Raw genomic sequence first — 24,665 nt, forward strand, 5'->3', positions numbered from 1 at the left:
CATAGAAATCAGGCGGCTTGCTCCGGCTTCAGCCTTCGCTATCTTCGTTGTGTGAAACCAAGGCGCGGATTGCATGAACCATTCTTTACCGCAACGTCACAGACTCATTGCCGGCGCGTGATCCCCGAATGCCTGTATCGGTTCTCGAGCGCGCCAGCCTCGAGTATCTGGCCGGTTCGGTGCAGTCCGAAATGCTGTATGAGGACAATGCCAGTCCCATCGGCATGCTGTGCAACATCCGGCTGAACGTCCCTTCAGGGATTCTTGGATCACCGGGTGCGGAGGATGTCGTCTGGGGCCTCAAGTTTCTTGGCGAGGACGAGAACTTCGCGTGGGCGCAGCGGTAGGAGTGCTGAACCGCTTTTCACTGTGAAAATCCACGCTCGTTTCACGTGGGGCGTGCTGCAAACATGTCGCCACCTACGGAGCGACAACAGGCATTCACGGTTTACCTCGATACCCGCCGGAGTCGCGTCTCGTCGCGCCTTGCCACGGGGTGCCAGTCACCGGTCGTCCCGAATCGAAGGGCGTTATGATCGCCGTGACGGTGTCCGCTGAGGGATGCGAATCTTGGCGACATACAGGGAGCTCAAGACACAGATCGCCGCGCTCGAGGAGCAGGCGGCGACAGCGCGGGCGGCCGAGTTTGAGGCGGTGCTCGCAGACATCAGGATCAAGGTCGCCGATTACGGATTTACCGTGCAGGACATCTTCGGACGGGCGCGGGCTACGCGCGCTACATCTGCCCGGGGCGTTGTGCCCGCCAGATACCGTGACCCGAAAACGCAGGCGACCTGGACCTGGTCGTTTGGTGGGGCCTACTTTGTCCACTTTGGCGCCGTCGGTCTAGACGGTGCTCGAGCAACTCTTACCGCGTTCTACGACTTCCCGGCCGAACACTCGCAGCACGTGCGGACCACGAATCCGATTGAATCGACGTTCGCGACGGTGCGCCATCGCACGAGCCGCACGCGTAACTGTCTGTCGCGCGCGACCTTCCTCGCCATGGCGTTCAAGTTGATCGAGGCGGCCAAGCAGTCATGAAAGATCCGCGGCGTGGACAAGATCAAGGCACTTCTGAAGGGCGTCCCCTTCAAGGACGGAACCCCGGTGATTGCAAGCACACCGGTTCCTCGAGCACTGGCCGCCTGATCATGCCGATCGACCCGTACACACCACTCTTGACGACCGCTCGTTCAAGTCCCGCGGCCGTCTCATTCTGGTTTGAGTGTTATCCGGCCATTCTTTGTCTGATTCGACCATCTTTTACCGGTGCCAAGACGGTCCACATGTTTTTGAAGTCCCCGAGCCCATGCAAAGTCGGCCTCACGTCCGAGGTCGCGCACGAGCCTGACAACCTTCACCCGATGGCAGTGGCTCAAAAGCTCGTCGAGCACGTCGGCTCGCAGGTTACGCAGGCTCACCATCAGATTGCTCGTTTCGTCAAGCGACTGACCTTTGCCAATGTCGCTGGCGAGTTCCAGGATTGCTCGCTCGGGCACTGACACCTTGACCTCTGGGTCACCAGCGGGAAGCGGCCTTAGGCCCTTGTCGTAGGGCAGGTCGTCGTCGAAGAGGGATGTGGTCTGGAATGAATAGATCAGATGCTGGTCGACCTAGGACGGAATGCGATAGGGATTCTGGCCCCATAGCACAACCTTTTCGCGAAACGCGATGTTGTGACGGACGCCCTGCCAGGAAAGGGCTGTCTTTCCTCCGACGTGAAGACCGGCAATGCGTCGGGTCAGGTACGCGATCGAACCGTCACGTGTCGGTGTGTCCCCGGTCAAAAGGTAGACGCCCTGCGAGAGGCGTTGCAGCCACCCGGATTTGACCATGTGCGCGGCGAGCGCAGCGCTGATTCCCATGCGCCGAAGCATGTCGGAATCGATAGGATGGCCGCGCCGGTTCTCCTGCATCAGCCGCTGGACCGCTTTGTTGCTCATCGACTCTTATGGTTGCGTTATCTGGATGCAGTATATTCCCCAGTTTGTTTGATTATCTGCAATTTTTTAATGCAACGCGAAGGTGGAAGGTTCGTTTGCCGTGCTGTTGGTCAGGCTGATCATGCCCAGCATAATGTGAAATCAGACACCGGTGGTCAGATAATGCAGAGCGTTTTTTCGTTAGCGATCGCGGCTACAGGCGCATCACCAGGCCCATTGAGATCAGTCCGCGGTCGGTAACTAAAAAACCGTTTGCGCTAAACCGCTCCGCAGGCGGTGACCGCTATGGGCATTGAATGACTGCTGCGGTAATTTGCGAGGCCCGTGGTGGGTTATCGCACCTGTGCTCGACACAGTCGCGTGACGCCCGCGTGGCGAGAGACGCACGAATGTAGTGAGCCGCGGGCAAAGGCTTTGACGTTTTGTGCCATTCGGGTGCTGCGACGAATCGAAGGTACGAGTGCAGCCGCGCTTGCCTCGTCGGGATAGGCAAACGTGTCCAAAAACAGGTGCATTGGCAACTAGTGTGCATGGACGGAAGCTGGCGGGGCTCGTGGGAGGCTACCGGGCATACTTTCAATACGGAGCATGTGGCCCGTGCCGCACACGGGGCAGTCGCGCAGCGACTTGCCGGTCAGTCGCTGGTAGCGGTCACGGTAGTCTTCGCTGGGCTCGGCTGACGCAGCGGCGGGAGCCTCGACGCCGAGCAGTTGCCGGCAGGTAGCGAGCCTGTCAGACCGGTGGCAGTTGGCCATCCACCCGTAGCTGCGGATGTGCCTGAAGCCCTCGGGCAGCACATGCAGCAGGAAGCGGCGAATGAACTCGTGGGCCGTGAGCGTCATGGTCCTTTGCCTGGCCTCGTGCCGGTAGTCCTTCCAGCGGAACTGCACGGTGCGCTCGTCGAAGGCAAGCAGCCGGTTATTGGAGATGGCGACGCGATGGGTGTAGCGGCCCAGGTAGTCGAGCACGTGTTCGGCGCCACCAAACGGTGGTTTCGCGTAGACGACCCAATCCGCGTGAGCAGCGGGCGCGAGCCAGGCGGCGAACGCTCGCGGGTCACGCAACGGCTCAAGCTGGCCATGGAAGCGCAGCGCGCCGGCGTCAAACGCGCGGCGCAGCTGTCCGAGAAACAATCGGCGAAAGAGCCGTGAGAGCACCCGCACGGGCAGGAAGAAGCCCGGACGGCAGGCGATCCAGCGCTCGCCGTCCGGGGCGATGCCACCGCCTGGCACCACGCAATGCACATGGGGATGATGCAGCAGATTCTGCCCCCACGTATGCAGGATTGTGATGAAGCCGATCTCGGCACCCAGGTGCTTCGGATCGGCGGCGATCGTACGCAGCGTCTCGGCGCTGGCGCGAAACAGCAGATCGTAGAGCGTCTTCTTGTTCTGCAAGGCGAGCGCAGCGATGGATTCGGGAAGCGTGAAGACGACATGGAAGTACTCGACCGATGAAAGGAGTTCCGCGCGCCGACGTTCGAGCCATTGCGCACGAGCGAGCGACTGGCACTTCGGGCAGGCGCGATGCCGGCACGAGTTGTAGGTGATGCGCTGATGTGAGCACGTATTGCACTGCTCGAGATGGGCGCCGAGCGCGGCGGTACGACACAGTTCGATGGCGCTCATCACGCGACGCTGGGCACGACTGAGCCCCTCGGCATGGGTTTGCCGATACTGAGGGCCGCAGCGGCGGAAGATGTCCGCCACTTCGATCGCCGGCCGCATGACTGCGTTCAGACGTCCTCTGGCACAGCGGGCCCAGACGGAATGGGTGCGGGGTGCGGAAGCAGGTCGAAGGGGCTGGTGGTGGAGCACACGGTGCTCGTGGCCACTGTCAGGTACCGCGAAGTGGTGGCAAGGGACCTATGACCCATGAGCAGTTGGATCTTGCGCACATCAGTACCGGCTTCGAGTAGATGAGTGGCGAACGCGTGCCTCAGCACATGCGGCGTAATCGGCTTCTGGATGCCGCTGCGCTGCCGTGCCCTGTTGCATGCCTGCCAGATCGCGGCAGTGGTAATCGGGTGTCCGGGGATGTCGCCGGGAAAAAGCCAGTCGCGAGGGTGAGCATTGAGCCAGTACGTTCGCAGGATCTCGAGCAGCCGTGGTGAGAGCATCACGAAACGATCCCTACGGTTCTTCCCCTGGTTCACACGGATGACCATGCGCTGGCTGTCAATATCGGTGGTCTTCAGGTGCGCCACTTCTGAAATTCGAAGACCGGCGGCATATGCGGTCATCAGAATGGCACGGTACTTCAGGCTGGGAATAGCGTCGAAAAAGGTTGTTACCTCATCGAGGCTCAGGATGACGGGGAGTCTCAGCGGCTTCTTCGGCAATGGAAAGTCCTCGTCGCTCCAGTCGCGTTTGAGCGTCACGCGGTAGAGGAAGCGCAGTGCACCAATCGTTGGGTGGAGACTGGCGGGCGCTAGCTTGCGCTCTTCCCGAAGATAGATAAGCCAGGCCCGTATCTCCTCGGGACCCAGTAACTCGGGCGAACGGCGGAAGTGCCGGGCGAAGCTTGAAACCTGAAGAAGATAGGATCGCTGAGTATTCTCGGCGAGATTACGGATCTGCATGTCGTGTAACATACGTTGACGCAGTGGCGTCATGGAGCACCTCCTGGAAACAATGATGAAGCCCGGCTTGGCATTCATATATTGCTCCTGGGAAGCGTCCGCTTCTCCTCGCTGATGATCCAGCGCCTGATTACCACCTCCGATGAACGTCAGTTATAGGCACTCGCTCTCCACCCCTACCGCGTCAGCGGTTTAGTGCAACTATCCTTATCTGACCACCCTGGGTTGATTGCCCAAATTCGTCCCCGGAAAACGTGCCACCCCGCTAACCGCAGCAGAACACTTGCAAGTAACCCGGTGGCGGGGGCGTGTTGAAGGCCGGCGGAGGTGGCGTCTGGAAGGGCGGCCGAGGCGCCGGTGCCTCGTCGCGAGTCTGCGATGCAGCGGCTGCGCCGCTCGGAACTGGCACACGCTCGCCATTTGCGTACATGCATTGAACGTACGCCTGGTCATAGCGAAGTTGGAGGCTGCTGGTAGAACTATGTGCCATCCCGGCACCGATCAAGCTGCCACCGAGCAAGCCCATGCCTGCACCTACCGCTGCGCCACGGCGGCCGTTGAACGCTGCACCAGCGGCAGCCCCAAGCGCGGTGCCGATGGCCGTACCGCCGAGCGCGCTGCTTGCCCCGGCCGACTGAGTGCTGGCGCCGCCTGTTTGCCGGGAAGCGAATTGCTGGCACATCGCGTCATCGCTGCGGAATTGTTCGAACGATTTGCCAGTGCCGGGCAGCGCCATCACTGTGGGGCTCATCGGCGTTGCAGTGGAAACGCAACCGGCGAGCGTGACGATGCCGGCTTGGCTAATCACGGCGGCTACTATGAATAGGCGCCGTTTTGCGCTCAAAATCAGGTCGCTATTAGGCATGTCATTTCATCCCGGTTGGTCTCGCGGGCACTTCTACCCAACCGCTCGAACAACTCTTGACGTACGGGTAATATTTTTTTGTGGCCGGGCAATACCACCAGCTGCCCACTGCCGGACTTGTCTGCGCATTTTCGACATAAACGGTCGTCGGAATTGGCTGGATCGACTGGACGACGACGGGGAGTGGCTCAGCGTAGAACATTGGCGGGGGTGCCATCATGACCGGGGGCGGAACCCCTACCATGACCCCGACGCGCGTATGAGCTTGCGCACTACCGCACACGCATGCGGCGATAGTCGCCAGCAACTGCACAACCATCTTCAGTCGCACATCAATTCTCCTATTCAATAAAACAGGCTTGGTTGAGATCCGGCGCACAACGGCTGGCGATCTCACATAGGAAAGAGAAGGACCACGAGCTGCCTGACGTCCCGATGCAATCCAGTCAATCAAGGCAAGACGCGATAAATTGGGAAAGGTTTGCCAATAGCGCGCTTTGGCGCCCAATCAGCTTTGCCGATAAATCGAACGATACGACGTCAGGCGCGACGCGGTCGTTGCGCCGGAAACCGATGAATCGAATTTCGCTGCGCTGGTACCGCTGAACGCCTGCTGTCGAGCTGCCAGGCTCGCCAAAGTCACGTGAATGTCTGCAGGATTGCGTGCATCACCATCGATGCGTTCATGGCCCGTTTGCTGCAGTTGAACGATGGCTTTGCGCGCCAGTTCACGCGCAAAAGGATCGTTTTCCTTATTGAATTGGTCTGTGGGAAGATTGAGAATGGACACGACATTGAGAACGGGCATGAACGCGTTGGCCATGATGAACTTCCAATCTCGGGCGTCAGAAACAGCGCGCGGGTTATCCAGAAAGCGACCCGGGCGAATTTGAGAATCTATCTGCCCATGGCCTCGAAGTTCGTAATCTTCTTATCCGTGTATTACAAAATACTTACGCAAATACAGTGTTTCCGTGTGCGCAACGTTCGTCGCCCGTTACTGCGTGAGCCGTCATTGCAGCGCCGTAGCCCAAAGACTGGCGCTGCCCGGCGACGAGGAAAATCCGCGCAAGACCCGCGCTACACCTCGACGCTGCCCACGGTATTCCGGGTGTTCTCCGATACGCTGGTTGCGCCGGCAAATGAAAAAACGCTACGGGGCGCTCCGCCCGAAGCGGCCCCTTGCGCATTGGGAAGCGAACCGTGCGGGGCATGGATCAAAACCGTTCGTGGGTTCGACAACGAGATCTTGGCGGCGCGTAGCCGCTTCAGGATGTCGAACAGGAGTTCGCTTCGGGTGTCGGCGGCGATCCTGGGACTCCTGACATGTCCTGTGACCGTGAGCGTGATGCCGTCGGGCGTCAGCTGACTGAACAGGACGGACGGCGCCGGATGCTCCAGAACCGAAAGGTGATCACTGAAGGCATCGAGAAGAATGTCGCGAACGCACTCCGGATCGACGTCCAACGCGAATGTGAGCACCAGGGAGGCGATACCTTGTGTGGTGTTTCCCATCGTAACGTTGCGCACGTTCTGGGATATGAGTTGAGAGTTCGGCACGATCACGGTTGACTTGTCTGCAAGCTGGATCTGGGTGGCACGCACGCTAATGCGCCGTATGTCCCCCTCAATGCCGGCGATACTGATCATGTCGCCCACCTTCACGGGCCGTTCCGCGAGCAGGATGAGTCCGGAGATAAAGTTCTTCACGATCTCCTGCAGACCGAAACCGATTCCCACTGACAAAGCACTGACTATCCACGCAAGGTTGTGCCATCTGACTCCCAGCACAGACAAAGTCTGCAGCACGACGAGTGCGTAGCCAATGTTTGCAAACAGCGTCAGCAGCGACGCGCGCATGCCGGGACTCATGTCTGTCTTCGGCAACAACTCCCTGTCGAACCATTTGCGCACGGACCGCACCAGATACAGTCCGACGACGGATGTGAGCAGGGCGCTGACGATATGAGCGGGGACGATATTGAGCGCACTCAGCCGGTCGCCGCCTAGTACCTCGAGAATGCTGTCGATGAGATCGGCGGGCGTTGTTCCGAGGCCGCCTGTGAGCAGCGCAATGACTGCAGCGACGATGAGCGCACTTCGGCAAACCCCGGTAATCAGCGTCGAAATTTGGGCGAGATGGGTATTCTGGAGGCCAAAGAGATGCTTGATCGTATTGCCGCTCGCATGTGCCGGCGAAAAGACGCTTTCGCCCAGATCACGCGTGAGTATCACGAGAAAATAGAGACTGCACAGGACGATGTCGAACCAGACGAGTTCGTAGGTCAGGAAGCGCGCAACGGAAATGTACCCGCAGAGTAGTGCAGCCAGGGCGCCCACTACGACGACGCAGACGGCAGCATGAATCAGACCCGCAAGTGTCGAACGACCTTCAGGTGAATTTCCGGCTGCGGCGAGTGCGGTGCGTACGCGATTTGCATGAATCAACGAAGCGCCGATGGTCAACGCGACGATCAACGCGACGAGACCGCGAGTGAAAATCGTGAGTTGAAGGCTGGTGTCGACGGCTCTATCGATCTGCTCTATCGCCCCTGAAAACAGCAGGAGCGCTGCCAACGTCCGCGGAAAGGATCGAAGCGCGTGCGCGACCTGATCAGCGATAGCTGGGACGCGCCAGGTTGGATGCTCGGTACACAGGAACGCCCTGCCAAGCGCGAGGACCAACGCACAATTGACGATGTGTTTGACAAGCTCGTCCGTGAAGGTTTGAAGGGCGGGCGACAAGCTTTGTTGATTGACAATGGCCAGGCTGACAATGTGTATCGCGACCATCGTGGCTGCCAGCGTCGCAAACACAGTCGATATCGCGAAGGCACTGCGCCGCAGCCGTCCTTCGGGCAAACGCCGAAGGCAAACCGATCCTGCCGCTCGTTCAAGAATGCGCGCACCGACTGTTGCGCAGGCCAGCGCGATCAGCAGGAGAAGCGCGGTCGTGATGCGGCGACCTGGTTGCCACATCAATTGCATCTGCTTTTCGACCTGCTCGCCAAACGCTCGCAGATTCTTGTAGTCAGCCGCTTCCGGGTGAACCATCGGTGCCCAGAACGCAGCGCTCAAAATGCTGTCGGTGCGAAGCGCGAGTTGGTCTTTCAGATGTGCATGAAGCAATCGCGCAATCTGTGCGTCGACATTGATCAGTTTGCCTTTGATGCCTTCCGCCTGGCTGACCTCGGCATCAAGCCGAGCTTGCTGCCCAGTGAGGGCGTCGCGTTGCCGGGCGACGGCGGGTGTCTCCGAACTTGGGCCGGCAACGGGCGCCGCTCCCAGTACATCGAGCTGCGCATGCGTCTTGCCGAGTTCAGGCTGCAGCGCGGCTGCGAGCAGTCTGTCGACGTCGTCGGCGATGCGCCGGCTCAGCGAGCCTAGTTCTATCAGTTCGGCATCACCGGTTGCCGTCGATGCGCGCTGCCTGATGGCGTCTTCCCTTGCCTGAAGCGCGTTGAGTGCTTCCGCCGCGTCGGAACCGGCGCCAGCGACGGGCAGAAAGTAGCCACCGTCCGCGCCGGTAGGCGAAGTGACAGCCGAGCATGCAACGGTCGGAAGAAGCCCAGTCAATGCAAGGACGATGAGGCGGAACGTGACCAGAAGTACTTGTTGCATGGCTCGGGCAGGGAAAGAGACGCCAAAAACGTCATTGCCTGCCCGATGGCGCAGCAGGCGCCATCCATCGATATGCCGATGCCTTTAGCGGAAGAGACGTTCGCCGTCCGACGTAGAAAGTGACGACTATATCATAAATGATGGAAGTGTGAAAATGTTGACGGAAATGCGACGGCTATTCGTGGGCGCCACGCCTGGGAATAGAGTCGCCGCCGCGTTGCCGTGCCCGTTCGCTGCGCCGGTTCTCGGCAGGAAGCGCGGCAAAAATGACAACTCCGATACAGATAGCGGCCGCGAGTGCCGTGCGAATTCGCGCAAAACTTCGCGGCCGCAGGCAGCTTCTATCCCTTTTATTGCGGGAATGGCGGAAGCGGTGATGAGGGGCGCGTGGGCAGTTGAGGCAGCTGTGCCGGCAATGGTGACGAAAGCTGCGTCGGCAGTTGCGCCGACGGTTGGCTCTGGGCCTGAGAGGTTGCCTGCGCCAGTTGCTGCGACGAAAGCTGTTGTGACAAAACCTGTTGTGAGGGAAGCTGCTGGGACGAAAGCTGCTGCGTCGTTACGCTTTGAGCGAACACTGATGAGCTGCTAAGGATAACGAACGTTGCCAAATAGAGTTGCTTCATTGTCATTTCCTGGTTTTTGGGGAATCACGATGGCATGGGCGGCTGCGAAACTGGCCACCTGCCGCGTGGCGCCGCTAGCTTCAAATATCCGATATTGCGCCCTCGCCGGAAGCGAGTTGCACTGACGAACGCTTTGCGGACGAACTTTTCATACCGCCATATTGATCAAACGCCTGTTGTTGTGCCTGTGTCCGCGCCTTTGCACATGCAAAGTCCATCGGATAACCTGCGGCGGCAGTTGTTCTGTCCAGGTAGCTTGCACCCCCGTGCAGAACCGGAACGCGTAGCTGTTGGCTCATTAGCGGGCTGGCGCTGTAGGCGAATGAGACAGCCGGTGCGGATAGCACAGACGCGAGAACAGTACCAGGGATCAACTTCCTTGCCTTTGCCATGTTGGTATCTCCACGAGAGCGTCGGATACAAAAGGACGCGGATTTCTGAAATAACGTGCTGGCGCAGTACGGTGTCCGGTTGCCAGTTCGTTGAGCGAAAGTCTATCGAATTACTAACCACTTACAAGCAACTGCGCAGCAACGAACAGTTCCAGCACGCGCAACGTTACGAGCTTGCGCGAATAAGCCCGCCGTTTTCGTGCTTTGCCGGATACGGGCCCCGGGCGGGCAGGGCGGCGCTACGCCCGGGCGTTGACGAGATGGAAACAAACAGTTGCGACCGGCGATTCAACATCTGCGGCGCATATACTTTCGGCCGTTGCCTCATTCATCAGGTATTGGATTTTCTGCTCGGATAAGGAGTACTTATGGAAAAGCATTTCATCGCGAGGATCGGTAAAGCAAAACCAGAAAGCGCTCATCAGATCGTACAGGCAGCGCTTCGCAGTGCTGCTACCGCGTCCACGCCCAACGGCGCCATTGACCTGCTTGGCGAGGCGCTGCTGGAACTGGAGCGCCTGCTTGCACTGAATAGCGAGCGCGTGCACTGAATTTCATCGGCTCACGTGGTCGCCTGAGAACAGATGCAATACTCAAGTTTGAGCACTCAATGAAGAGGGCAGTTGCCGTCCTGCTCTTGTCGATAATGGTCCATGCCATTGCGGCCTCCGACGTGTCAATCGAGACAACAGTCGTGGGTGCTCCGTCAATAGATTCGAACGGAGGTTTCATGGTACTGGCGTCGGTTGATCAGAAATGTCGCTACTACGGCGACCTTTGGGAGATGCCCCGGGAGCCCGGCGGACTGGTTGAACAGATCAAGGCGATGCCGCGCGGCGGGAAAATATACGAATGGGTAGCGGTCGTCAGGTATTCGGCATGCGTGCAGCCGGACGGCACCGAGTTCATCAGACCGGTTTCACTGGTTTCGCCGACTGGCAAGCGGTTCCATGTCGGCGATAGTGCTGTGTTGCGAGCGACAACGCATGCCGCGGAAGAAGACAGATCAGGAAATAGTTGACGACGCAACCAAATATGATAATAATATCATATATGAGAATCGCGGCGGCTGTACCGGCCCAGTCCAGATGCTGGCGCGCGCAAACGCGTGGTGATCACAGCAGGGTACAGGCGGCGCGTGCGAGTCAAGCCCATTTTGTGCAAGTGACATGAAGCCGAAAGCGCTGCTTTTGCTTGCAAGTCTTGCCGCCTCGGCAGTGGCAGCAAAAACGGTAGCCGCTAGTACGAACGAAGAAGGTCTACCCGGCGTGCTGCTGGTGCCGCGACCCTTCATCGCGCCCGGTCCCCCCGTCCTGCTTCGACTGACTGACGACGGCGCCGAGCAGCGCCGCCGATCCGATAACCGGCAAAAGCAGGGGCGTAGCCGCCCTAAAGAGTCCAAACCCGCAAGTGCGGCTTTGGCTACCGTAAAGGCACAGGACAAATGTGCGGATATGAACCATGACCCGCGCCGCGCGCGTGCCGAACAGTTGCTTTAACGCCAAAAGGGCGTGCCTATGACTGCCCACCATCGCCAATCATTGTTCTGGGGAGCCGTTGCGCTGACCGCTGGCGTCCTGCTATGGATCCTGCGTCCCGTCCTGACACCGTTTCTGCTCGGTGCCATGATCGCGTACGTTTTGCAGCCGGGCGTGGAGTGGCTCGTACGTCATCGCACACCCCGCGGTCTCGCGGCGTTTCTCATGATTTCCCTGTTCGCGTCGCTTGTCCTGCTGTTCATTTTCCTGGTGTTCGTGGTCATCCAGAGGGAAGGGCCCGAACTCGCAAAACAGGTGCCTTCTTTGGCGGCCAAACTCGACGCTACGCTGAAACCCCAACTGGCTCACCTGGGAATCAACTACTCCCTAGATCTGGCCCATGTTCGCTACGCATTGACGGCGCGACTGATTTCAGGCGAGCACGGCGCTGTTCTCGCTGTGTGGCAGTACGTGCGCACGAGCGGCAATATGATGATCAGCCTCGTCGGCAATGCGGTGCTGGTGCCGCTCGTCCTATTCTATTTGCTCTATGACAGGCACGAGGCGATCGAGCGCATGGAGAGTTTTGTGCCGCGGCGCTGGCTCGGAAGAACCCGGCACTTTGTTGCGGAGATCGACCAGATACTGGCGCAGTACCTCCGTGGGCAACTGCTCGTCGTCGTGATACTTGCGGTGTATTACCCCACGGTGCTGGCGATCGCCGGACTGGACATCGCGCTGCCTGTCGGTCTTCTTACCGCACTTGCCGTGTTCGTCCCGTATATCGGATTCTCGACCGCGACGATTCTTGCGCTGCTCGCTGCGTTTCTGCAGTTTGGGAACTGGTACGGCTTCGCAGCGGTGGCCGTCGTATATGGACTCGGACAGGTTCTCGAGAGTGTCGTTCTGACACCCAGGCTCGTTGGCGAGCGCATCGGCCTGCATCCGCTGACGGTCATTTTCTCGTTGCTGGCGTTTGGGCAACTGTTCGGTTTCTTCGGTGTGCTGCTTGCGCTGCCTGTCAGTGCCGTCGTTGTTTCAGCGCTGCGGGAACTACGGCGGGGCTATCTGGCAAGTGCGCTTTACCAGGACTGATCGACTGCAGATCAGCGGTCGCTTCGCGGCGCGCTAGCACGCTGCGGATGATGCTCGAGCGCCTGCGAGGGCCTGCCGTGCCTGGGGTCATGCCGCCGTATTGTTTGAGACGCTCGTGGCTTGAGGGGGCGCGGGGAGTGGACGGCGCGCAATCCTTTCGGCTTCGGTGCGTTTGAGGCCGAACGCCTGCAACACAATGGCCGCCGTGCTGTCGGCGAACTTTTCATGCCTGGATCGAAGGGCCTTTCGTGCACGAACCGCCTTCTTTGAAGATCCGGAGAGGTGAAGCTCAGCTGCTACTCCAGCGACGACAGTGCCGATTACAGAAAACACACACATCAGTTCGTCCGCGACCATGAAGCGCCGTTCCGAAATCCCTCTCTTCGTGTCCCGCAGCAGCCGCTGACCCAGCCCCCCGCTCAGTGCGCGTGTGGACAGCCCTTCGCGTATCAGTAGTTGCCCCCAAACGGGCTCCCGGTAGGCGCGTAAAAGCGTATGTCGTACCGACACTGCAACCGCTTCGGCCGGGTCCGGCAATCCCGCGGCGAGACGATCGAGCGTACTGGCGAATTCCTCGAATAACCATTCGACGAGCGCAGTGAAGATCCCTTCCTTTGAGTCGAAGTGGTTATAGAAGGACCCGAATCCCACGTCGGCGGCGTCCGTGATCTCAGTGATCGTGACGCCGTCCATTCCCTTCTCCGCCACCAGTTCGAACGCGGCATCGAGCAGACGAAGCCGCGTTTCGAGCTTGCGTCGGGCCACACGCGGCGATCGTGCTGCGGTGGGTTCGAGGCCCGGACTGGATGGACTGGATCCCTTCAACGGTTGCCGACGGCTCGTGCGCGAACTCGGAACGTTGGGCATGTTAGCTCCTCTTCTGTATCCTCAGATTGTAGATTTAAATCTCATAGTTGACAATAAAATCAGAAATGGGTCTAATGTCACATGTGCGGCGGTTGAAGCGGGAAACGGGCGGGGCCGAGGGGTAGCGAACGCGTCTCCGGGGCGCGGTAGCTGCACAGCGCCCAAGTCCGCAGACGTCGTGCAGATGTGCGCGCGTACATCAGCGAATGCGCCTGTCAAATGGTGCTGATCCGCTTCGAGGCGCGTGTTGCGTACCGGTTGCAATGGCTTGTCGAAGAAGCTCGGACCGCCGTTCTATCGGGTCGTTAAAGAGGATTAGTTCCGCATCATTGGCTTTGTTTTCGCGCTACTGGCAACGCACGCGTCTCGCAGGCGCGACTGGCCATAGGCGCGGACGACTTTCTACCTGAATTCACCACCTGCCTTGTGAACATCGTGAAACATTCCGGTCTTGTCGCGCTGAAACGAGTGCGCTCCCTGTTACCTTCCTTCTTCCCATCGACACGCAGGGCGACTGTCGTCGTTGCCGCGTGCAGCGCCATCGTCCTCTGTGCATGCCACCAGCGCGACGCAGTAGTCCCCGAAGTCAAGCCCGTCGTTGCGCTTGCGGTTCATCCGGATGGGCGCGTCGACAGCACCTCGCTGCCCGCACAGGTGCAGGCGCGCTATTCCACGCCTCTGTCGTTCCGGGTGGGAGGCAAGGTCATCGAGCGGCGAGTGCGTATCGGCGATTCGGTCAAGGCGGGGCAGACGGTTGCGTTGCTCGACCCGACAGATCTGCAGAACAACCTCGTCAATGCGCGCGCGCAACTCGATGCCGCCGAGCATCGCCTTGTCTTCGCCAAGCAGCAGCTTGACCGCGATGAGGCGCAGGCGCGCGCAAACCTGATTGCGCCCGCGCAAATGGAGCAAACTCAGGATGCCTACGCTTCCGCACTCGCACAGCGCACTTCCGCGCTCGCCCAGATGGCGCTCGCGACGGATCACCTGCGCTACGCGACGCTTACCGCGGACCACGACGGTGTCGTCACGTCGGAGGATGCGGATACCGGCCAGAACGTTCAGGCAACCCAGGCTGTGTATCACCTCGACTGGACCGGCGACGTCGATATCGCTTGTGATGCGCCCGAGAGGACGGTGGGCTCGCTTGCCGTCGGCAGCAAGGCGCGCGTCACGTTGCCCGCGCTGCCCGGCAAGACGTTCGAAGCGCAGGTGCGCGAGGTGTCGGCGGCGGCTGACCCGGAAAGCCGCACGTGGCGTGTGAAGCTCACGCTGACTGCACCGAGTCCCGACGTGCGTCTTGGCATGACCGCGAATGTGGCATTCAGCGCAGCCGACGATCTCGCTGCCGGCGGCCAGGTCTTTACGCTGCCGGTGACGGCGCTCTTTCACAAGGGTGAAAATCCGGCCGTGTGGGTCGTGCGTAAAGGCAGCGACACGCTAGAGTTGCGCCCCGTCACGATCCAGCGGTACGACGAGCGCACGGTCTCGCTCAGCTCGGGGCTGCACGATGGCGACCGCGTCATCCTGCAGGGCGTGCACGCCGTGAGTTCCGGCCAGCAGGTGCAAGTGGTGCCTCCGCTGCATCCGGAGGGCTCGGTATGAACGCGCGCGACGACAGACACGGGCTCGAACCCGCGCCGGCGAATGCTTCCGGCGAGGAACGCGCCAGCGGTACGGGCTTTAACCTCTCCGCATGGGCGCTGGCGCATCAGCAGTTCGTGATTTTCCTGATTGGGCTGGCCACACTTTTCGGGGTGATTGGCTATACCAAGCTTGCGCAGTCGGAAGACCCGCCGTTCACGTTCCGCACGATGGTGATCAAGACGTACTGGCCGGGCGCGACCGCCCGCGAAGTGCAGGAACAGATCACGGACAGGATTAGCCGCCAGCTGCAGGCGGCACCGTATGTCGACAATATCAAGAGCTACTCGCGTCCCGGCGAGTCAATGATCTTCTTCGCGATGAAGGACTCGGCGCCCGTCAAGGAGGTGCCCGAGACCTGGTATCAGGTTCGCAAGAAGGTGGGCGACATCCGCGCGACGCTTCCAGTGGGCACGGCAGGACCATTCTTCAACGATGAGTTCGGTGACGTCTACACGAACGTCTACGCGCTCGAAGGCGACGGCTTCACGCCCGCGCAACTGCACGACTACGCGGACCAGCTGCGTACGGTTCTGCTGCGCGTGCCGGGCGTTGCCAAGGTCGACTACTTCGGCGACCCTGATCAGCATGTCTTCGTCGAGATTTCGAATGCGCAGCTCACGCGTCTTTCGATCACGCCTCAGCAGCTCGCCCAGGCAATCGACGCGCAGAACGCCGTCGCGCCCGTCGGCACCATCACGACGGCGGACGACCGCGTATTCGTGCGGCCGAGCGGCGCGTTCAAGGACGAGCGCGCGCTTGCGGACACGCTGATCACCATCAACAAGCGCTCGTTCCGTCTTGGCGACATTGCAACCATCAAGCGCGGCTATGACGATCCGCCCGTGACGCAGATGCGCGTTGGCGGCCAGGCGGTGCTCGGCATCGGTGTGACGATGCAAAAGGGTGGCGACGTCATCGACCTCGGCAAGGCGCTCGACGCCAGGGCGGCTGAACTGCAGGCGACGCTGCCGGCGGGTCTGAAGCTCGCAGTTGTCTCGAGCATGCCGCACGCCGTCAAGCACTCGGTGGACGACTTCGTCGAGGCGGTTGGCGAGGCGGTGGCGATCGTGCTGGTCGTGAGCCTCGTTTCGCTCGGTCTGCGCACGGGCATGGTGGTTGTGATCACGATCCCGATCGTGCTCGCCGTGACTGCGTTGTGCATGCATGTCTTCGGTATCGGGCTGGACAAGGTCTCCCTCGGTACCCTGGTGCTTGCGCTCGGCCTGCTCGTCGATGACGCGATCATTGCCGTCGAGATGATGGCGGTGAAGCTGGAGCAGGGCTGGAGCCGCGTGCGCGCGGCGGCGTTTGCGTATTCGAGCACGGCATTTCCGATGCTGACCGGAACCCTCGTGACTGTCTCGGGCTTTTTGCCCATCGCGCTGGCGAAATCGAGCACGGGTGAGTACACCCGCTCGATCTTCGAGGTGTCGGCCATCGCGCTGATCGTCTCCTGGTTCGCGGCGGTCGTGCTGGTGCCGCTACTCGGCTTTCATATGCTGCCCGAGCGCAAGGTTCACGCAGGCGCGGGACACGACCATGAGCACGCGGTGTACAACACGGGCTTCTACCGCCGCCTGTCGGGCTGGATCACGTGGTGCATCGAGCGGCGCTGGGTCGTGCTCGGCATCACTTGCGGCCTGTTCGCGCTCGCCATGGTTGCGTTCACACGCGTGCCCCAGCAGTTCTTCCCGAACTCCGAGCGTCCCGAACTGCTGGTCGACATCAGGCTGCCGGAAGGCGCTTCGTTCGAGGCTACGCTGCGTGAATCGAAGCGCCTTGAGAAGGTCCTCGATGGCAAGGCCGGGATCGATCACTATGTCGACTTCGTCGGCACGGGTGCGCCGCGTTTTTATCTCCCGCTCGACCAGCAGCTCCAGCAGCCCAATTTCGCGCAATTCGTCATCACCGCGAAGGACGTCGAAACACGCGAGGAACTGATGCACTGGCTCGACGCGAAACTGGAGAAGGACTTTTCCGGTGCTCGCACACGTGTGGCACGACTCGAAAACGGTCCGCCCGTGGGCTTTCCGATCAAGTTCCGCGTGAGCGGCGACGATATCGCGACGGTGCGATCGATCGCCGATACCGTCGCAGAGAAGGTCCGTGCCGACTCGCGCACGCGCAACGTCCAGTTCGACTGGGACGAGCCGGCTGAACGTTCGATCTCGTTCGAGATCGACCAGAACCGCGCACGCCAGCTTGGCGTTACGTCAGAGGACGTTTCGAGCTTCTTCGCCATGACGCTGTCCGGCTACACCGTCACGCAGTACCGCGAGCGCGACAAGCTGCTCAACGTCGATCTGCGTGCGCCGAAGAGCGAGCGCGTCGATCCCGCAAAGCTCGCGAGCCTTGCGATGCCGACACCGAACGGCCCCGTTCCGCTCGGCTCGCTCGGACATGTGCGCGACACGCTTGAGTACGGCGTGATCTGGGAGCGCGACCGCCAGCCGACCATCACCGTGCAGGCCGACGTGCGCGGCGACGCGCAAGGCATCGACGTGACTCACGACATCGAGAACGCACTCACGGCTGTGCGCGCGAAGCTGCCTGTGGGCTACCGGATCGAGGTGGGCGGGGCGGTCGAGGAGAGCGTGAAGGGCCAGACGTCGATCAACGCGGAAATGCCGCTGATGATCATTGCGGTGCTGACGCTGCTGATGATGCAGCTGAAGAACTTCGCGCGCACGTTCATCGTCGTGCTCACCGCACCGCTGGGTCTGATCGGCGTGGTGACGGCGCTCTTGCTGTTCGGCAAGCCGTTTGGCTTCGTCGCGTTGCTTGGCGTGATCGCGATGTTCGGCATCATCATGCGCAACTCCGTGATTCTGGTCGACCAGATCGATCAGGACATCGCGGCGGGGCACGCGCGCTTCGACGCCATCATCGGCGCTACGGTGCGACGTTTCAGGCCGATCATGCTGACGGCCGCCGCCGCCGTGCTCGCGCTGATTCCGCTGCTGCGCTCGGGCTTCTTCGGGCCGATGGCGACTGCGCTGATGGGCGGCATCACCGTCGCCACATTGTTGACGGTGTTCTTCCTGCCGGCGCTCTACGCGACCTGCTTCAGGGTCCGCAGTGACGAGCGCGGCGAGCAACCGGTCGTCGTCGAGCATACGGAGGGTTAATCATGACTTTTACTTACAAGACATCCGTGGTTGCGGCGGCTGCGGCGCTCGCCATGACGGCGTGCTCGTTCGGGCCCAGCGGCGAGCCGCCTGCCATGCCGGCGCCCGAGCATTACGGTGCGCAGGCGCAGCCTGCGAAGACAGTGGCAGCGGGTGGCGTTGCGCAGACCTTCGATGTCGGCGCCACGCCCGGGCCGCAATGGTGGCAGCTCTACCACTGCGCCGCGCTGGACGCACTCGTCGACGAAGGACTGCGCGACAGCCCGACGCTCGCGGCAACACAGCGCACGCTCGCCGCGGCGCAGGAGCAATTGCGCGCGCAGAGCGGCTCATCGACGCTGCCATCGATCGATGGCGCCGCGCAGGTTCAGCGCGCCCGTTCACCGGTCGCGCCCCAGCTTGGTCTGCCCGAGCAGGTGCAGTACAACTTCTTTGCCGGGCAGTTGCAAGCGCATTACACGTTCGACCTGTTCGGCCAGACGCGCTATGCGAATTCCGCGAGCGCGGCCCGTGTGAATGTGCAGGCGTTTGAACTTGAAGCGTCGCGCCGTGCGCTCGCTGCAAACATCGTGGCCGCCACAATCAATGTGGCGGCGCTCGATCGGGAGATCGCGCTCACCGAGCGGCTCGTCGCCGTGTCGAACGATGCGGCGAACGAAGATGCGCAGCGCTACGCGCTGGGCTCCGTCTCACGTGTACAGGCGCTCGAGTCGAAACAGGATGCGGCTTCCATCGCGGCGACGTTGCCCGAGTTGCGTCAGCAACGCGCGACGGCGGTTCATGCACTGGCGGTGCTGATGGGCCGGACCCCGGACAATGCCCCGAGCGTGCCGGATCTGGACAGCCTTTCGTTACCCGAGCACGTGCCCGTCGCCGTGCCTTCGGACCTGTTGCGCTCGCGCCCGGACATCCAGGCAGCCGACGCCGCCGTCAAGGCGGCGGCCGCCGATGTGGGCGAGGCAACGGCGCAACTCTTCCCAAGCCTGTCGCTGACGGGCGCGATGGGTCGCGGCGGCTTTAGCTGGCCGGCAGTGGTTTCGGGCGCGGGCGGCCTTTGGGCTATCGGCGCGAGCCTCTCGCAGCCGATCTTCCATGGCGGCGCGCTGTTCGCGCAGCGCCGCGCGTCGATCGACGCGTACGACGCCGCCGTGCTGCACTACAAGGCGACCGTGCTGTCTGCGTTCCAGGACGTGGCGAATTCGCTCGCCGCGCTGGATAACGACGCACAGACTCTCGCGTTGAGCGAAGTCGCCATCGATGCTGCGCGCACGGCTTTCGAGGACACGGCGTCGCGCCACCGCCTGGGCTCGCTGCCTTCCGCTGCAACGCACGCCAGCGAATCGCGCTACCTGAACGCACAGATCGCTGCAGCGCGCGCCGCTGGGCAGCGCATGGGCGATACGGCCGCACTATTCCAGGCGATGGGGGAACTGCCCCCGGCTCAGCAGACTCCGCAGACGACAGCATCAACGCATTGACCCAGGCGTCCGTGAAACGCGAGGGCGATCCGCCAGGAACGCCCTCGCGTTGCGCCAGGGTGAATGCCCCCCGGATTTCCGCTTTATCTCCGTATGGAATATCAGAGACTAATTGTCTGCCACGAATGCGATCTGCTGTTTCGCAAGCCTTCCAGTGTCAAAGGACGCCGCGCAGCCTGTTCGCGCTGTGGTGCGGGCATGACAGCGTTACCGGGTAGTGGATGGCCGCTTGACTGGATTTGCGCTGTGACGCTCGCCGCATTGATCGTGTTTTGCATCGCGCAGAGTTTCCCTGTGATCGAGCTGCGCGCGAACGGCATGACATCCGAGGCGACGCTGTTTGGCGCCGTGCGCTCGCTTTGGTCCGGCAACATGCGCGTCGTCGCGATCATGGTGTTCTGCTCGGCGGTGCTTTTCCCGTTGATCGAACTGCTCGCATTGCTGTATGTGCTGGTCCCGCTGCGGCTCGGCACACTGCCGCCCCGTTTCAATGCGATGGTGCGTCTCGTGCAGCTCGTTCGGCCGTGGGGCATGGTCGAGGTATTCATGCTCGGCGTGCTGGTGACGATTGTGAAAATGGTCAGCATCGCGCAAGTGATCCCGGGACCGGGATTGTTCGCAACGGGCGCGCTCACCCTTATGCTGGGCGTTGTTGCTTCATTCGACCCGAGCCGGCTCTGGGCGGTCCGTGACGAAATCGGGCGTTCCCAGATGGCGGACGTTCGCTGGTCAAGAGTAAGTACAGGGCGAGGGCGTTTCACACGGCCATTGGGAGCGCGCCAAGCTGGCTCACCGCCCGCTATCACGGCACGACGCGCCGGACTTGTCGGCTGTCACGCGTGCGGACTGGTTCAGACGCCTATCGAAGGGGAGGCCCACCAGCGTTGCTCCCGATGCGAGCATGTGCTGCACGAACGCAGGCCGGACAGCCTGACGCGAACGGCGAGTCTGCTTCTTGCTGCCGCGTTTGCCTATATTCCGGCGAACCTGCTGCCGATCATGCATGCCTCCTCCGTGGGCGGCTCGGAAGACGACACGATCCTTGGCGGCGTCGCCTACTTCTGGACATCGGGAGACTGGCCCCTTGCTGTCGTCGTCTTTGTCGCCAGCGTTCTCGTGCCGGTTCTCAAGCTCCTTGTTCTCACGCTACTCACGGTAGCCGCTTCTCGCGGTTCGGGCTGGCGCGCTCGTGAAAGAGCAACTCTGTACCGGATCGTCGAGCGAATTGGCCGATGGTCGATGCTCGACGTCTTCGTCGTGGCACTGACGGTCAATCTGGTGCATTTCGGCTCGCTTGCCGTCATCACTGCGGGACCGGCCGCCCTCGCTTTCGGAGCGGTCGTGGTCCTGACCATGCTCGCATCGCTTCAGTTCGATCCGCGGCTTATCTGGGACAACGTGGATGCGGGGCAGCGTCACACCCCAACTGCGAACGATGAAGTGCCGGCTGCTCCTTTCCCCACCAACCGCATTTCCTGAAACAGACGATGCATCATTCCAATCTATCCGGACCTGAACTCAAGCCGCGCAAACGTTGGCTGCCATCCCTCATCTGGTTAGTTCCCCTGATCTCGGCATTGATCGGCGTTGCGCTGGTGGCCAAATCCGTTGCAGAAAAGGGGCCCGTCGTCACGGTCACCTTCAACAACGCCGAGGGCATCGAGGCAGGCAAGACGAAGGTAAAGTACAAGGACGTAGAAATCGGTGTCGTGCAAGGCGTTGCGTTGTCCGCGGATTTGCGGCGAATCATCGCGAGTATCCAGTTGAGCAAGGACGCCGGGAAATTTGCGACGCAAGGCACGCGGTTCTGGGTGGTACGCCCGCGCGTTGGCGCCAACGGCATCTCGGGCCTCGGTACGCTGCTCTCGGGCGCGTACATCGGCGTGGACATCGGGCGCTCGACCGACAGGCAATCCGCGTTCCTCGGTCTTGAAAGCCCGCCCCTTGTCACCACGGGACAGCCGGGGCATCAGTACACGCTGCGAGGTGAGTCGCTGGGCTCGATCGATATCGGCGCCCCCATCTTCTACCACCGTATCCAGGCGGGTCAGGTGGTTGGCTACTCGCTCGATCCTCACGGCGCGGGCGTCATCGTGAATGTCTTCGTGAATGCGCCGTACGACCAGTACGTCGGTACCAATACGCGGTGGTGGCATGCAAGCGGCGTCGACCTGCGTCTCGATTCCAACGGGCTGAAGCTCAATACGCAATCACTCGCGACTGTCGTCGTCGGAGGGCTGGCGTTCCAGTCTCCGGCCGGGCAGGACGCTGGTCGACCGGCAGCAGATAGGGCGGAGTTCCGGCTCGCCGCAGACGAATCGGACGCCATGCGCGAGCCCGACGGCCAGCCGCTCAATGTGGTCATGCGTTTCGATCAGTCTTTGCGTGGGCTGTCTGTTGGCGCACCTGTCGACCTTCGCGGGATTGCGCTGGGGCAGGTGACCGGGATTGGTATCGAGTACGACGAAAAGCAGAAGAGCTTCAGCATGAAAGTGTCGATGGCGCTTTACCCTGACCGGCTCAGCCGGCGCTCCAGCGCGGCGCTGCCGGCGCCGGACACGGCGGGCGGGCACGAAATGCTGCAGCACCTGGTGACGGAAGGGCTGCGCGGGCAATTGCGGACCGGCAATCTCCTGACGGGACAGTTGTATGTCGCGCTGGACATGTTCCCGAAAGCGCCTCGCGCGAGCGTCGACGTGCACAGCAACCCGCTCGAACTGCCGACCGTGCCGAACACCCTCGACGAACTCCAGGTGCAGGTGGCGGACATCGCAAGGAAACTGAACCAGGTGCCGTTTGACCGGATCGGCGCCCATCTCGACGGTGCGCTGGAGAACGCCAGCAGGCTGTTCGGCCATATGGACACCGAGGTCGTGCCGCAAGCACGCGACACGCTCGCTGCCGCGCAAAAGACATTCGCGACCGCGGAATCGACGCTGCGGCAGACCGCGCCGATGCAGTCGGATGTTCAGGACGCCATGCAGCAGCTCACACGCACACTGCAGTCGCTCAATGCGCTCTCGGAATACCTGGAGCGCCATCCGCAGGCGCTGCTGTTTGGCAAGAAAGGAGACCAGCAATGATCGCAAGGCAATCCCGCTCGTTCCGCACCACGGTGAGGACACTCGTCTCTGTCGTCGGGCTCGCCCTGCTAGGGGCGTGCGCAACGCCCGCGACGCGCTTTTATACGCTCGGAACCGACGCAGAGCCGACCATCGCGAAGCATACGACAAGCCCCGCTTTGCAGATCGACGTGCGCCCGGTGAAAGTGCCGGCCACCGTCGCCAGAAGTCAGCTTGTGGTCCAGCTCAACCCGGCCCAGGTGCAGGTGCTGGAAGACGATCGCTGGTCGTCGGCCCTTCCGGACGAGATTCGCGATGCAATCGCGGCTCGCGTCAGCCGACAGGCCGGCGCATCCTCTCGCAGCGCGGCTGGACGCGGTGAGGAGGTTCCCGTCTATCAGGTCGGCGTCGACGTTCAGCGCTTTGAATCGTGGCCCGGTTCGCATGTACTGGTTGACGTCGTATGGAATGTACGAAGGTCTGCGGGCTCCGAGCCCCTGACTTGCCGCAGCATAGTGAGCGAGCCTGTCTCTGGCGGGTATCAGGCGATCGTCGACGGCCATCGTCATGCGATCGACGCAATCGCTGCCCAGATCGCCGAGGTCGTGCGCAAGTTCGCTGCGACCGCGGTGGATCAGCCGTTTAGCCCTGCGGGCGCGTCCAGCAGAACGGGAATGACAACGCTGTCCTGCCCGCTATTTTCAGACGGTGCGCAAACCGCGGTTGACAGGGCGGCTGCGCGCTCCGGGGGGTAAATCGCGGTCCATTGCCAGTCGCGACGGGGACCGATCGCAAGATTCGCTCCCCTCACGCCTAGCCGACTTCAAGCTGCCTCGTCGGCTGCCTCGACGATGGGCAGTGGACGCGCGGCAATCTTTTCCGCCTCCGCGCGCTTCAGGCCGAGTATTTGCAGCAGCATGGCTGCCGTGCGCTCCGGGAAGTGCTTGCCGCTGAAACCCAGCTCCTTCAGCGTATCCGGGGCGCTTGCGCCCGGCGCAACATAGTTCAGCTCGGCCGCGATGGCAGAGAGCACTGTGCCGCCCACTGCAAGATAGCCGATAAACGGGTCGGCAACGACAAACCGCTTTGCAGCGATGCCGTTTCGAATGTCGCGCAGGAGTCGCTGGCCCAGCCCACGGCTCAGCGCACGCTCAGAAAACCCTTCTCGTATCAGAAAGCGTCCCCACACGGGGTTGTGCCGCGCACGCAGGACCGTGTGGCGTACCGAGACGGCCACCACTTCCGCGGGGTCGGTAATGCCCCCGGCGAGGCGATCCAGCACGTCTGCAAACTCTTCGAACACGTTGTCGACGAGCGTCGCGTAGATCGCCTCCTTCGACTCGAAGTGGTTGTAGAACGACCCAAAGCCGACATCGGCGGCCTCCGTGATTTCATTGATCGCCACGCCTTCCATACCTTTTTCAGCCATCAGCCTGAGGGCGGCGTCGAGCAGACGTGCGCGCGTCTCGCGCTTGCGGCGCGCACCGCGAGGCTCTTTTTCTTCGATGACGGCGGCCGAGGAGGCGGGCGCCCCAGGCGGGGAGCGCCTGGCTGCCCCGCGCTTTGTCGTGATTGTCATGATGGATCCAAAACTGGTCATGGCCACAGTATAGATTCGAATGTCTTTATTGACAAAACGATCATCGATGAGTTTAATGTCATAAACGGCGTCAGGAGCCGGTCTTACTAGAACAGCGGAGTGACTGTGGAGACAGCAATCGGAACCGGCATTGCGCCCAGCGGCCGGCATCACCTTACCCATTCGACCATCCGGCCATTACGGCCATTACGGCCCGCTATCGATCTCGCGCCGGCAAATTGCCCGTCTGGTGAGGCTGCGTGCGCTCGCATGCTCGCGGGCCGCGGCGCACCAGCGCTGCGC

19 protein-coding genes and 2 pseudogenes are annotated in these 24,665 nt (G+C 61.5%); 12 read left to right on the forward strand and 9 right to left on the reverse strand.

The window, feature by feature from the left end:
* The first annotated feature begins 128 nt into the window (after nucleotides 1-128).
* Complete coding sequence (locus B0G71_RS33570; protein WP_116147306.1) at nucleotides 129-347, forward strand: hypothetical protein; 219 nt, start codon at nucleotides 129-131, stop codon at nucleotides 345-347.
* Between the two features lie 511 nt (nucleotides 348-858).
* A pseudogene (locus B0G71_RS33580) lies at nucleotides 859-1,152 on the forward strand (IS256 family transposase); the annotation flags it as partial.
* A 62-nt stretch (nucleotides 1,153-1,214) separates the two neighbouring features.
* Here the strand turns inward: B0G71_RS33580 and B0G71_RS33585 are convergent.
* From B0G71_RS33585 to B0G71_RS41075, 7 genes and pseudogenes are all read right to left on the reverse strand, one after another.
* Nucleotides 1,215-1,946, reverse strand: a pseudogene (locus tag B0G71_RS33585) (type IV toxin-antitoxin system AbiEi family antitoxin domain-containing protein).
* Nucleotides 1,947-2,467: 521 nt separating this feature from the next.
* Nucleotides 2,468-3,673, reverse strand: coding sequence for an IS91 family transposase (locus B0G71_RS33590; RefSeq protein WP_116144540.1), 1,206 nt, complete (start codon nucleotides 3,671-3,673; stop codon nucleotides 2,468-2,470).
* A gap of 8 nt (nucleotides 3,674-3,681) precedes the next feature.
* Nucleotides 3,682-4,605 (reverse strand): site-specific integrase, encoded by a 924-nt coding sequence (locus tag B0G71_RS33595; protein ID WP_258875650.1) that lies wholly within the window; start codon nucleotides 4,603-4,605, stop codon nucleotides 3,682-3,684.
* A gap of 187 nt (nucleotides 4,606-4,792) precedes the next feature.
* Nucleotides 4,793-5,392, reverse strand: a complete 600-nt coding sequence (locus B0G71_RS33600) for a YMGG-like glycine zipper-containing protein (RefSeq protein WP_116147308.1) — start codon at nucleotides 5,390-5,392, stop codon at nucleotides 4,793-4,795.
* Nucleotides 5,393-5,900: 508 nt separating this feature from the next.
* Complete coding sequence (locus B0G71_RS33610; protein WP_116147312.1) at nucleotides 5,901-6,215, reverse strand: hypothetical protein; 315 nt, start codon at nucleotides 6,213-6,215, stop codon at nucleotides 5,901-5,903.
* Nucleotides 6,216-6,472: 257 nt separating this feature from the next.
* Nucleotides 6,473-9,013, reverse strand: coding sequence for a DUF3772 domain-containing protein (locus B0G71_RS33615; protein ID WP_116147314.1), 2,541 nt, complete (start codon nucleotides 9,011-9,013; stop codon nucleotides 6,473-6,475).
* Between the two features lie 350 nt (nucleotides 9,014-9,363).
* Nucleotides 9,364-9,636, reverse strand: a complete 273-nt coding sequence (locus B0G71_RS41075) for a hypothetical protein (protein ID WP_147308734.1) — start codon at nucleotides 9,634-9,636, stop codon at nucleotides 9,364-9,366.
* Nucleotides 9,637-10,396: 760 nt separating this feature from the next.
* Here B0G71_RS41075 and B0G71_RS33620 point away from each other — a divergent pair.
* From B0G71_RS33620 to B0G71_RS33635, 4 genes are all read left to right on the forward strand, one after another.
* Entirely contained in the window at nucleotides 10,397-10,579 is a 183-nt protein-coding gene (locus B0G71_RS33620; RefSeq protein WP_116147316.1) for a hypothetical protein, read from the forward strand.
* 179 nt (nucleotides 10,580-10,758) lie between these two features.
* A complete protein-coding gene (locus B0G71_RS33625; protein ID WP_181916861.1) occupies nucleotides 10,759-11,049 on the forward strand; it encodes a hypothetical protein in 291 nt (96 codons plus the stop codon).
* A gap of 148 nt (nucleotides 11,050-11,197) precedes the next feature.
* Entirely contained in the window at nucleotides 11,198-11,527 is a 330-nt protein-coding gene (locus tag B0G71_RS41080) for a hypothetical protein (RefSeq protein WP_147308735.1), read from the forward strand.
* A gap of 18 nt (nucleotides 11,528-11,545) precedes the next feature.
* Nucleotides 11,546-12,601, forward strand: a complete 1,056-nt coding sequence (locus B0G71_RS33635; protein ID WP_116147322.1) for an AI-2E family transporter — start codon at nucleotides 11,546-11,548, stop codon at nucleotides 12,599-12,601.
* An 87-nt stretch (nucleotides 12,602-12,688) separates the two neighbouring features.
* On the opposite strand, the gene B0G71_RS33640 is transcribed toward B0G71_RS33635, so the two are convergent.
* Nucleotides 12,689-13,468, reverse strand: a complete 780-nt coding sequence (locus tag B0G71_RS33640; protein WP_116147324.1) for a TetR/AcrR family transcriptional regulator — start codon at nucleotides 13,466-13,468, stop codon at nucleotides 12,689-12,691.
* Nucleotides 13,469-13,894: 426 nt separating this feature from the next.
* On the opposite strand from B0G71_RS33640, the gene B0G71_RS33645 reads away from it, so the two are divergent.
* From B0G71_RS33645 to B0G71_RS33670, 6 genes are all read left to right on the forward strand, one after another.
* On the forward strand, nucleotides 13,895-15,073 hold the full coding sequence (locus tag B0G71_RS33645; protein ID WP_116147326.1) for an efflux RND transporter periplasmic adaptor subunit: 1,179 nt from the start codon (nucleotides 13,895-13,897) through the stop codon (nucleotides 15,071-15,073).
* Complete coding sequence (locus B0G71_RS33650; protein WP_116147328.1) at nucleotides 15,070-18,243, forward strand: efflux RND transporter permease subunit; 3,174 nt, start codon at nucleotides 15,070-15,072, stop codon at nucleotides 18,241-18,243. Before B0G71_RS33645 ends, B0G71_RS33650 begins: the two co-directional genes overlap by 4 nt.
* 2 nt (nucleotides 18,244-18,245) lie before the next feature.
* Nucleotides 18,246-19,721, forward strand: a complete 1,476-nt coding sequence (locus tag B0G71_RS33655) for an efflux transporter outer membrane subunit (protein WP_116147330.1) — start codon at nucleotides 18,246-18,248, stop codon at nucleotides 19,719-19,721.
* 93 nt (nucleotides 19,722-19,814) lie between these two features.
* The gene (locus B0G71_RS33660) at nucleotides 19,815-21,200 is read left to right on the forward strand and encodes a paraquat-inducible protein A (protein ID WP_116147332.1); all 1,386 of its coding nucleotides are present in this window, start codon (nucleotides 19,815-19,817) and stop codon (nucleotides 21,198-21,200) included.
* Between the two features lie 8 nt (nucleotides 21,201-21,208).
* Nucleotides 21,209-22,804, forward strand: coding sequence for an intermembrane transport protein PqiB (locus B0G71_RS33665; protein WP_116147334.1), 1,596 nt, complete (start codon nucleotides 21,209-21,211; stop codon nucleotides 22,802-22,804).
* Complete coding sequence (locus B0G71_RS33670) at nucleotides 22,801-23,538, forward strand: membrane integrity-associated transporter subunit PqiC (RefSeq protein WP_116147336.1); 738 nt, start codon at nucleotides 22,801-22,803, stop codon at nucleotides 23,536-23,538. Before B0G71_RS33665 ends, B0G71_RS33670 begins: the two co-directional genes overlap by 4 nt.
* A 68-nt stretch (nucleotides 23,539-23,606) precedes the next feature.
* On the opposite strand, the gene B0G71_RS33675 is transcribed toward B0G71_RS33670, so the two are convergent.
* A complete protein-coding gene (locus B0G71_RS33675; RefSeq protein ID WP_116147338.1) occupies nucleotides 23,607-24,362 on the reverse strand; it encodes a TetR/AcrR family transcriptional regulator in 756 nt (251 codons plus the stop codon).
* Between the last annotated feature and the right edge of the window lie 303 nt (nucleotides 24,363-24,665).

Source organism: Paraburkholderia sp. BL27I4N3, from assembly GCF_003386115.1.
GTDB lineage: Bacteria > Pseudomonadota > Gammaproteobacteria > Burkholderiales > Burkholderiaceae > Paraburkholderia.

Coding starts and splice junctions, on each gene's coding strand:
- B0G71_RS33570 (WP_116147306.1), top strand. CDS start 129: ATGCCTGTATCGGTTCTCGAGCGCGCCAGCCTCGAGTATCTGGCCGGT.
- B0G71_RS33590 (WP_116144540.1), bottom strand. CDS start 3,673: ATGCGGCCGGCGATCGAAGTGGCGGACATCTTCCGCCGCTGCGGCCCT.
- B0G71_RS33595 (WP_258875650.1), bottom strand. CDS start 4,605: ATGAATGCCAAGCCGGGCTTCATCATTGTTTCCAGGAGGTGCTCCATG.
- B0G71_RS33600 (WP_116147308.1), bottom strand. CDS start 5,392: ATGCCTAATAGCGACCTGATTTTGAGCGCAAAACGGCGCCTATTCATA.
- B0G71_RS33610 (WP_116147312.1), bottom strand. CDS start 6,215: ATGGCCAACGCGTTCATGCCCGTTCTCAATGTCGTGTCCATTCTCAAT.
- B0G71_RS33615 (WP_116147314.1), bottom strand. CDS start 9,013: ATGCAACAAGTACTTCTGGTCACGTTCCGCCTCATCGTCCTTGCATTG.
- B0G71_RS41075 (WP_147308734.1), bottom strand. CDS start 9,636: ATGAAGCAACTCTATTTGGCAACGTTCGTTATCCTTAGCAGCTCATCA.
- B0G71_RS33620 (WP_116147316.1), top strand. CDS start 10,397: ATGGAAAAGCATTTCATCGCGAGGATCGGTAAAGCAAAACCAGAAAGC.
- B0G71_RS33625 (WP_181916861.1), top strand. CDS start 10,759: ATGGTACTGGCGTCGGTTGATCAGAAATGTCGCTACTACGGCGACCTT.
- B0G71_RS41080 (WP_147308735.1), top strand. CDS start 11,198: ATGAAGCCGAAAGCGCTGCTTTTGCTTGCAAGTCTTGCCGCCTCGGCA.
- B0G71_RS33635 (WP_116147322.1), top strand. CDS start 11,546: ATGACTGCCCACCATCGCCAATCATTGTTCTGGGGAGCCGTTGCGCTG.
- B0G71_RS33640 (WP_116147324.1), bottom strand. CDS start 13,468: ATGCCCAACGTTCCGAGTTCGCGCACGAGCCGTCGGCAACCGTTGAAG.
- B0G71_RS33650 (WP_116147328.1), top strand. CDS start 15,070: ATGAACGCGCGCGACGACAGACACGGGCTCGAACCCGCGCCGGCGAAT.
- B0G71_RS33655 (WP_116147330.1), top strand. CDS start 18,246: ATGACTTTTACTTACAAGACATCCGTGGTTGCGGCGGCTGCGGCGCTC.
- B0G71_RS33660 (WP_116147332.1), top strand. CDS start 19,815: ATGGAATATCAGAGACTAATTGTCTGCCACGAATGCGATCTGCTGTTT.
- B0G71_RS33665 (WP_116147334.1), top strand. CDS start 21,209: ATGCATCATTCCAATCTATCCGGACCTGAACTCAAGCCGCGCAAACGT.
- B0G71_RS33670 (WP_116147336.1), top strand. CDS start 22,801: ATGATCGCAAGGCAATCCCGCTCGTTCCGCACCACGGTGAGGACACTC.
- B0G71_RS33675 (WP_116147338.1), bottom strand. CDS start 24,362: ATGACAATCACGACAAAGCGCGGGGCAGCCAGGCGCTCCCCGCCTGGG.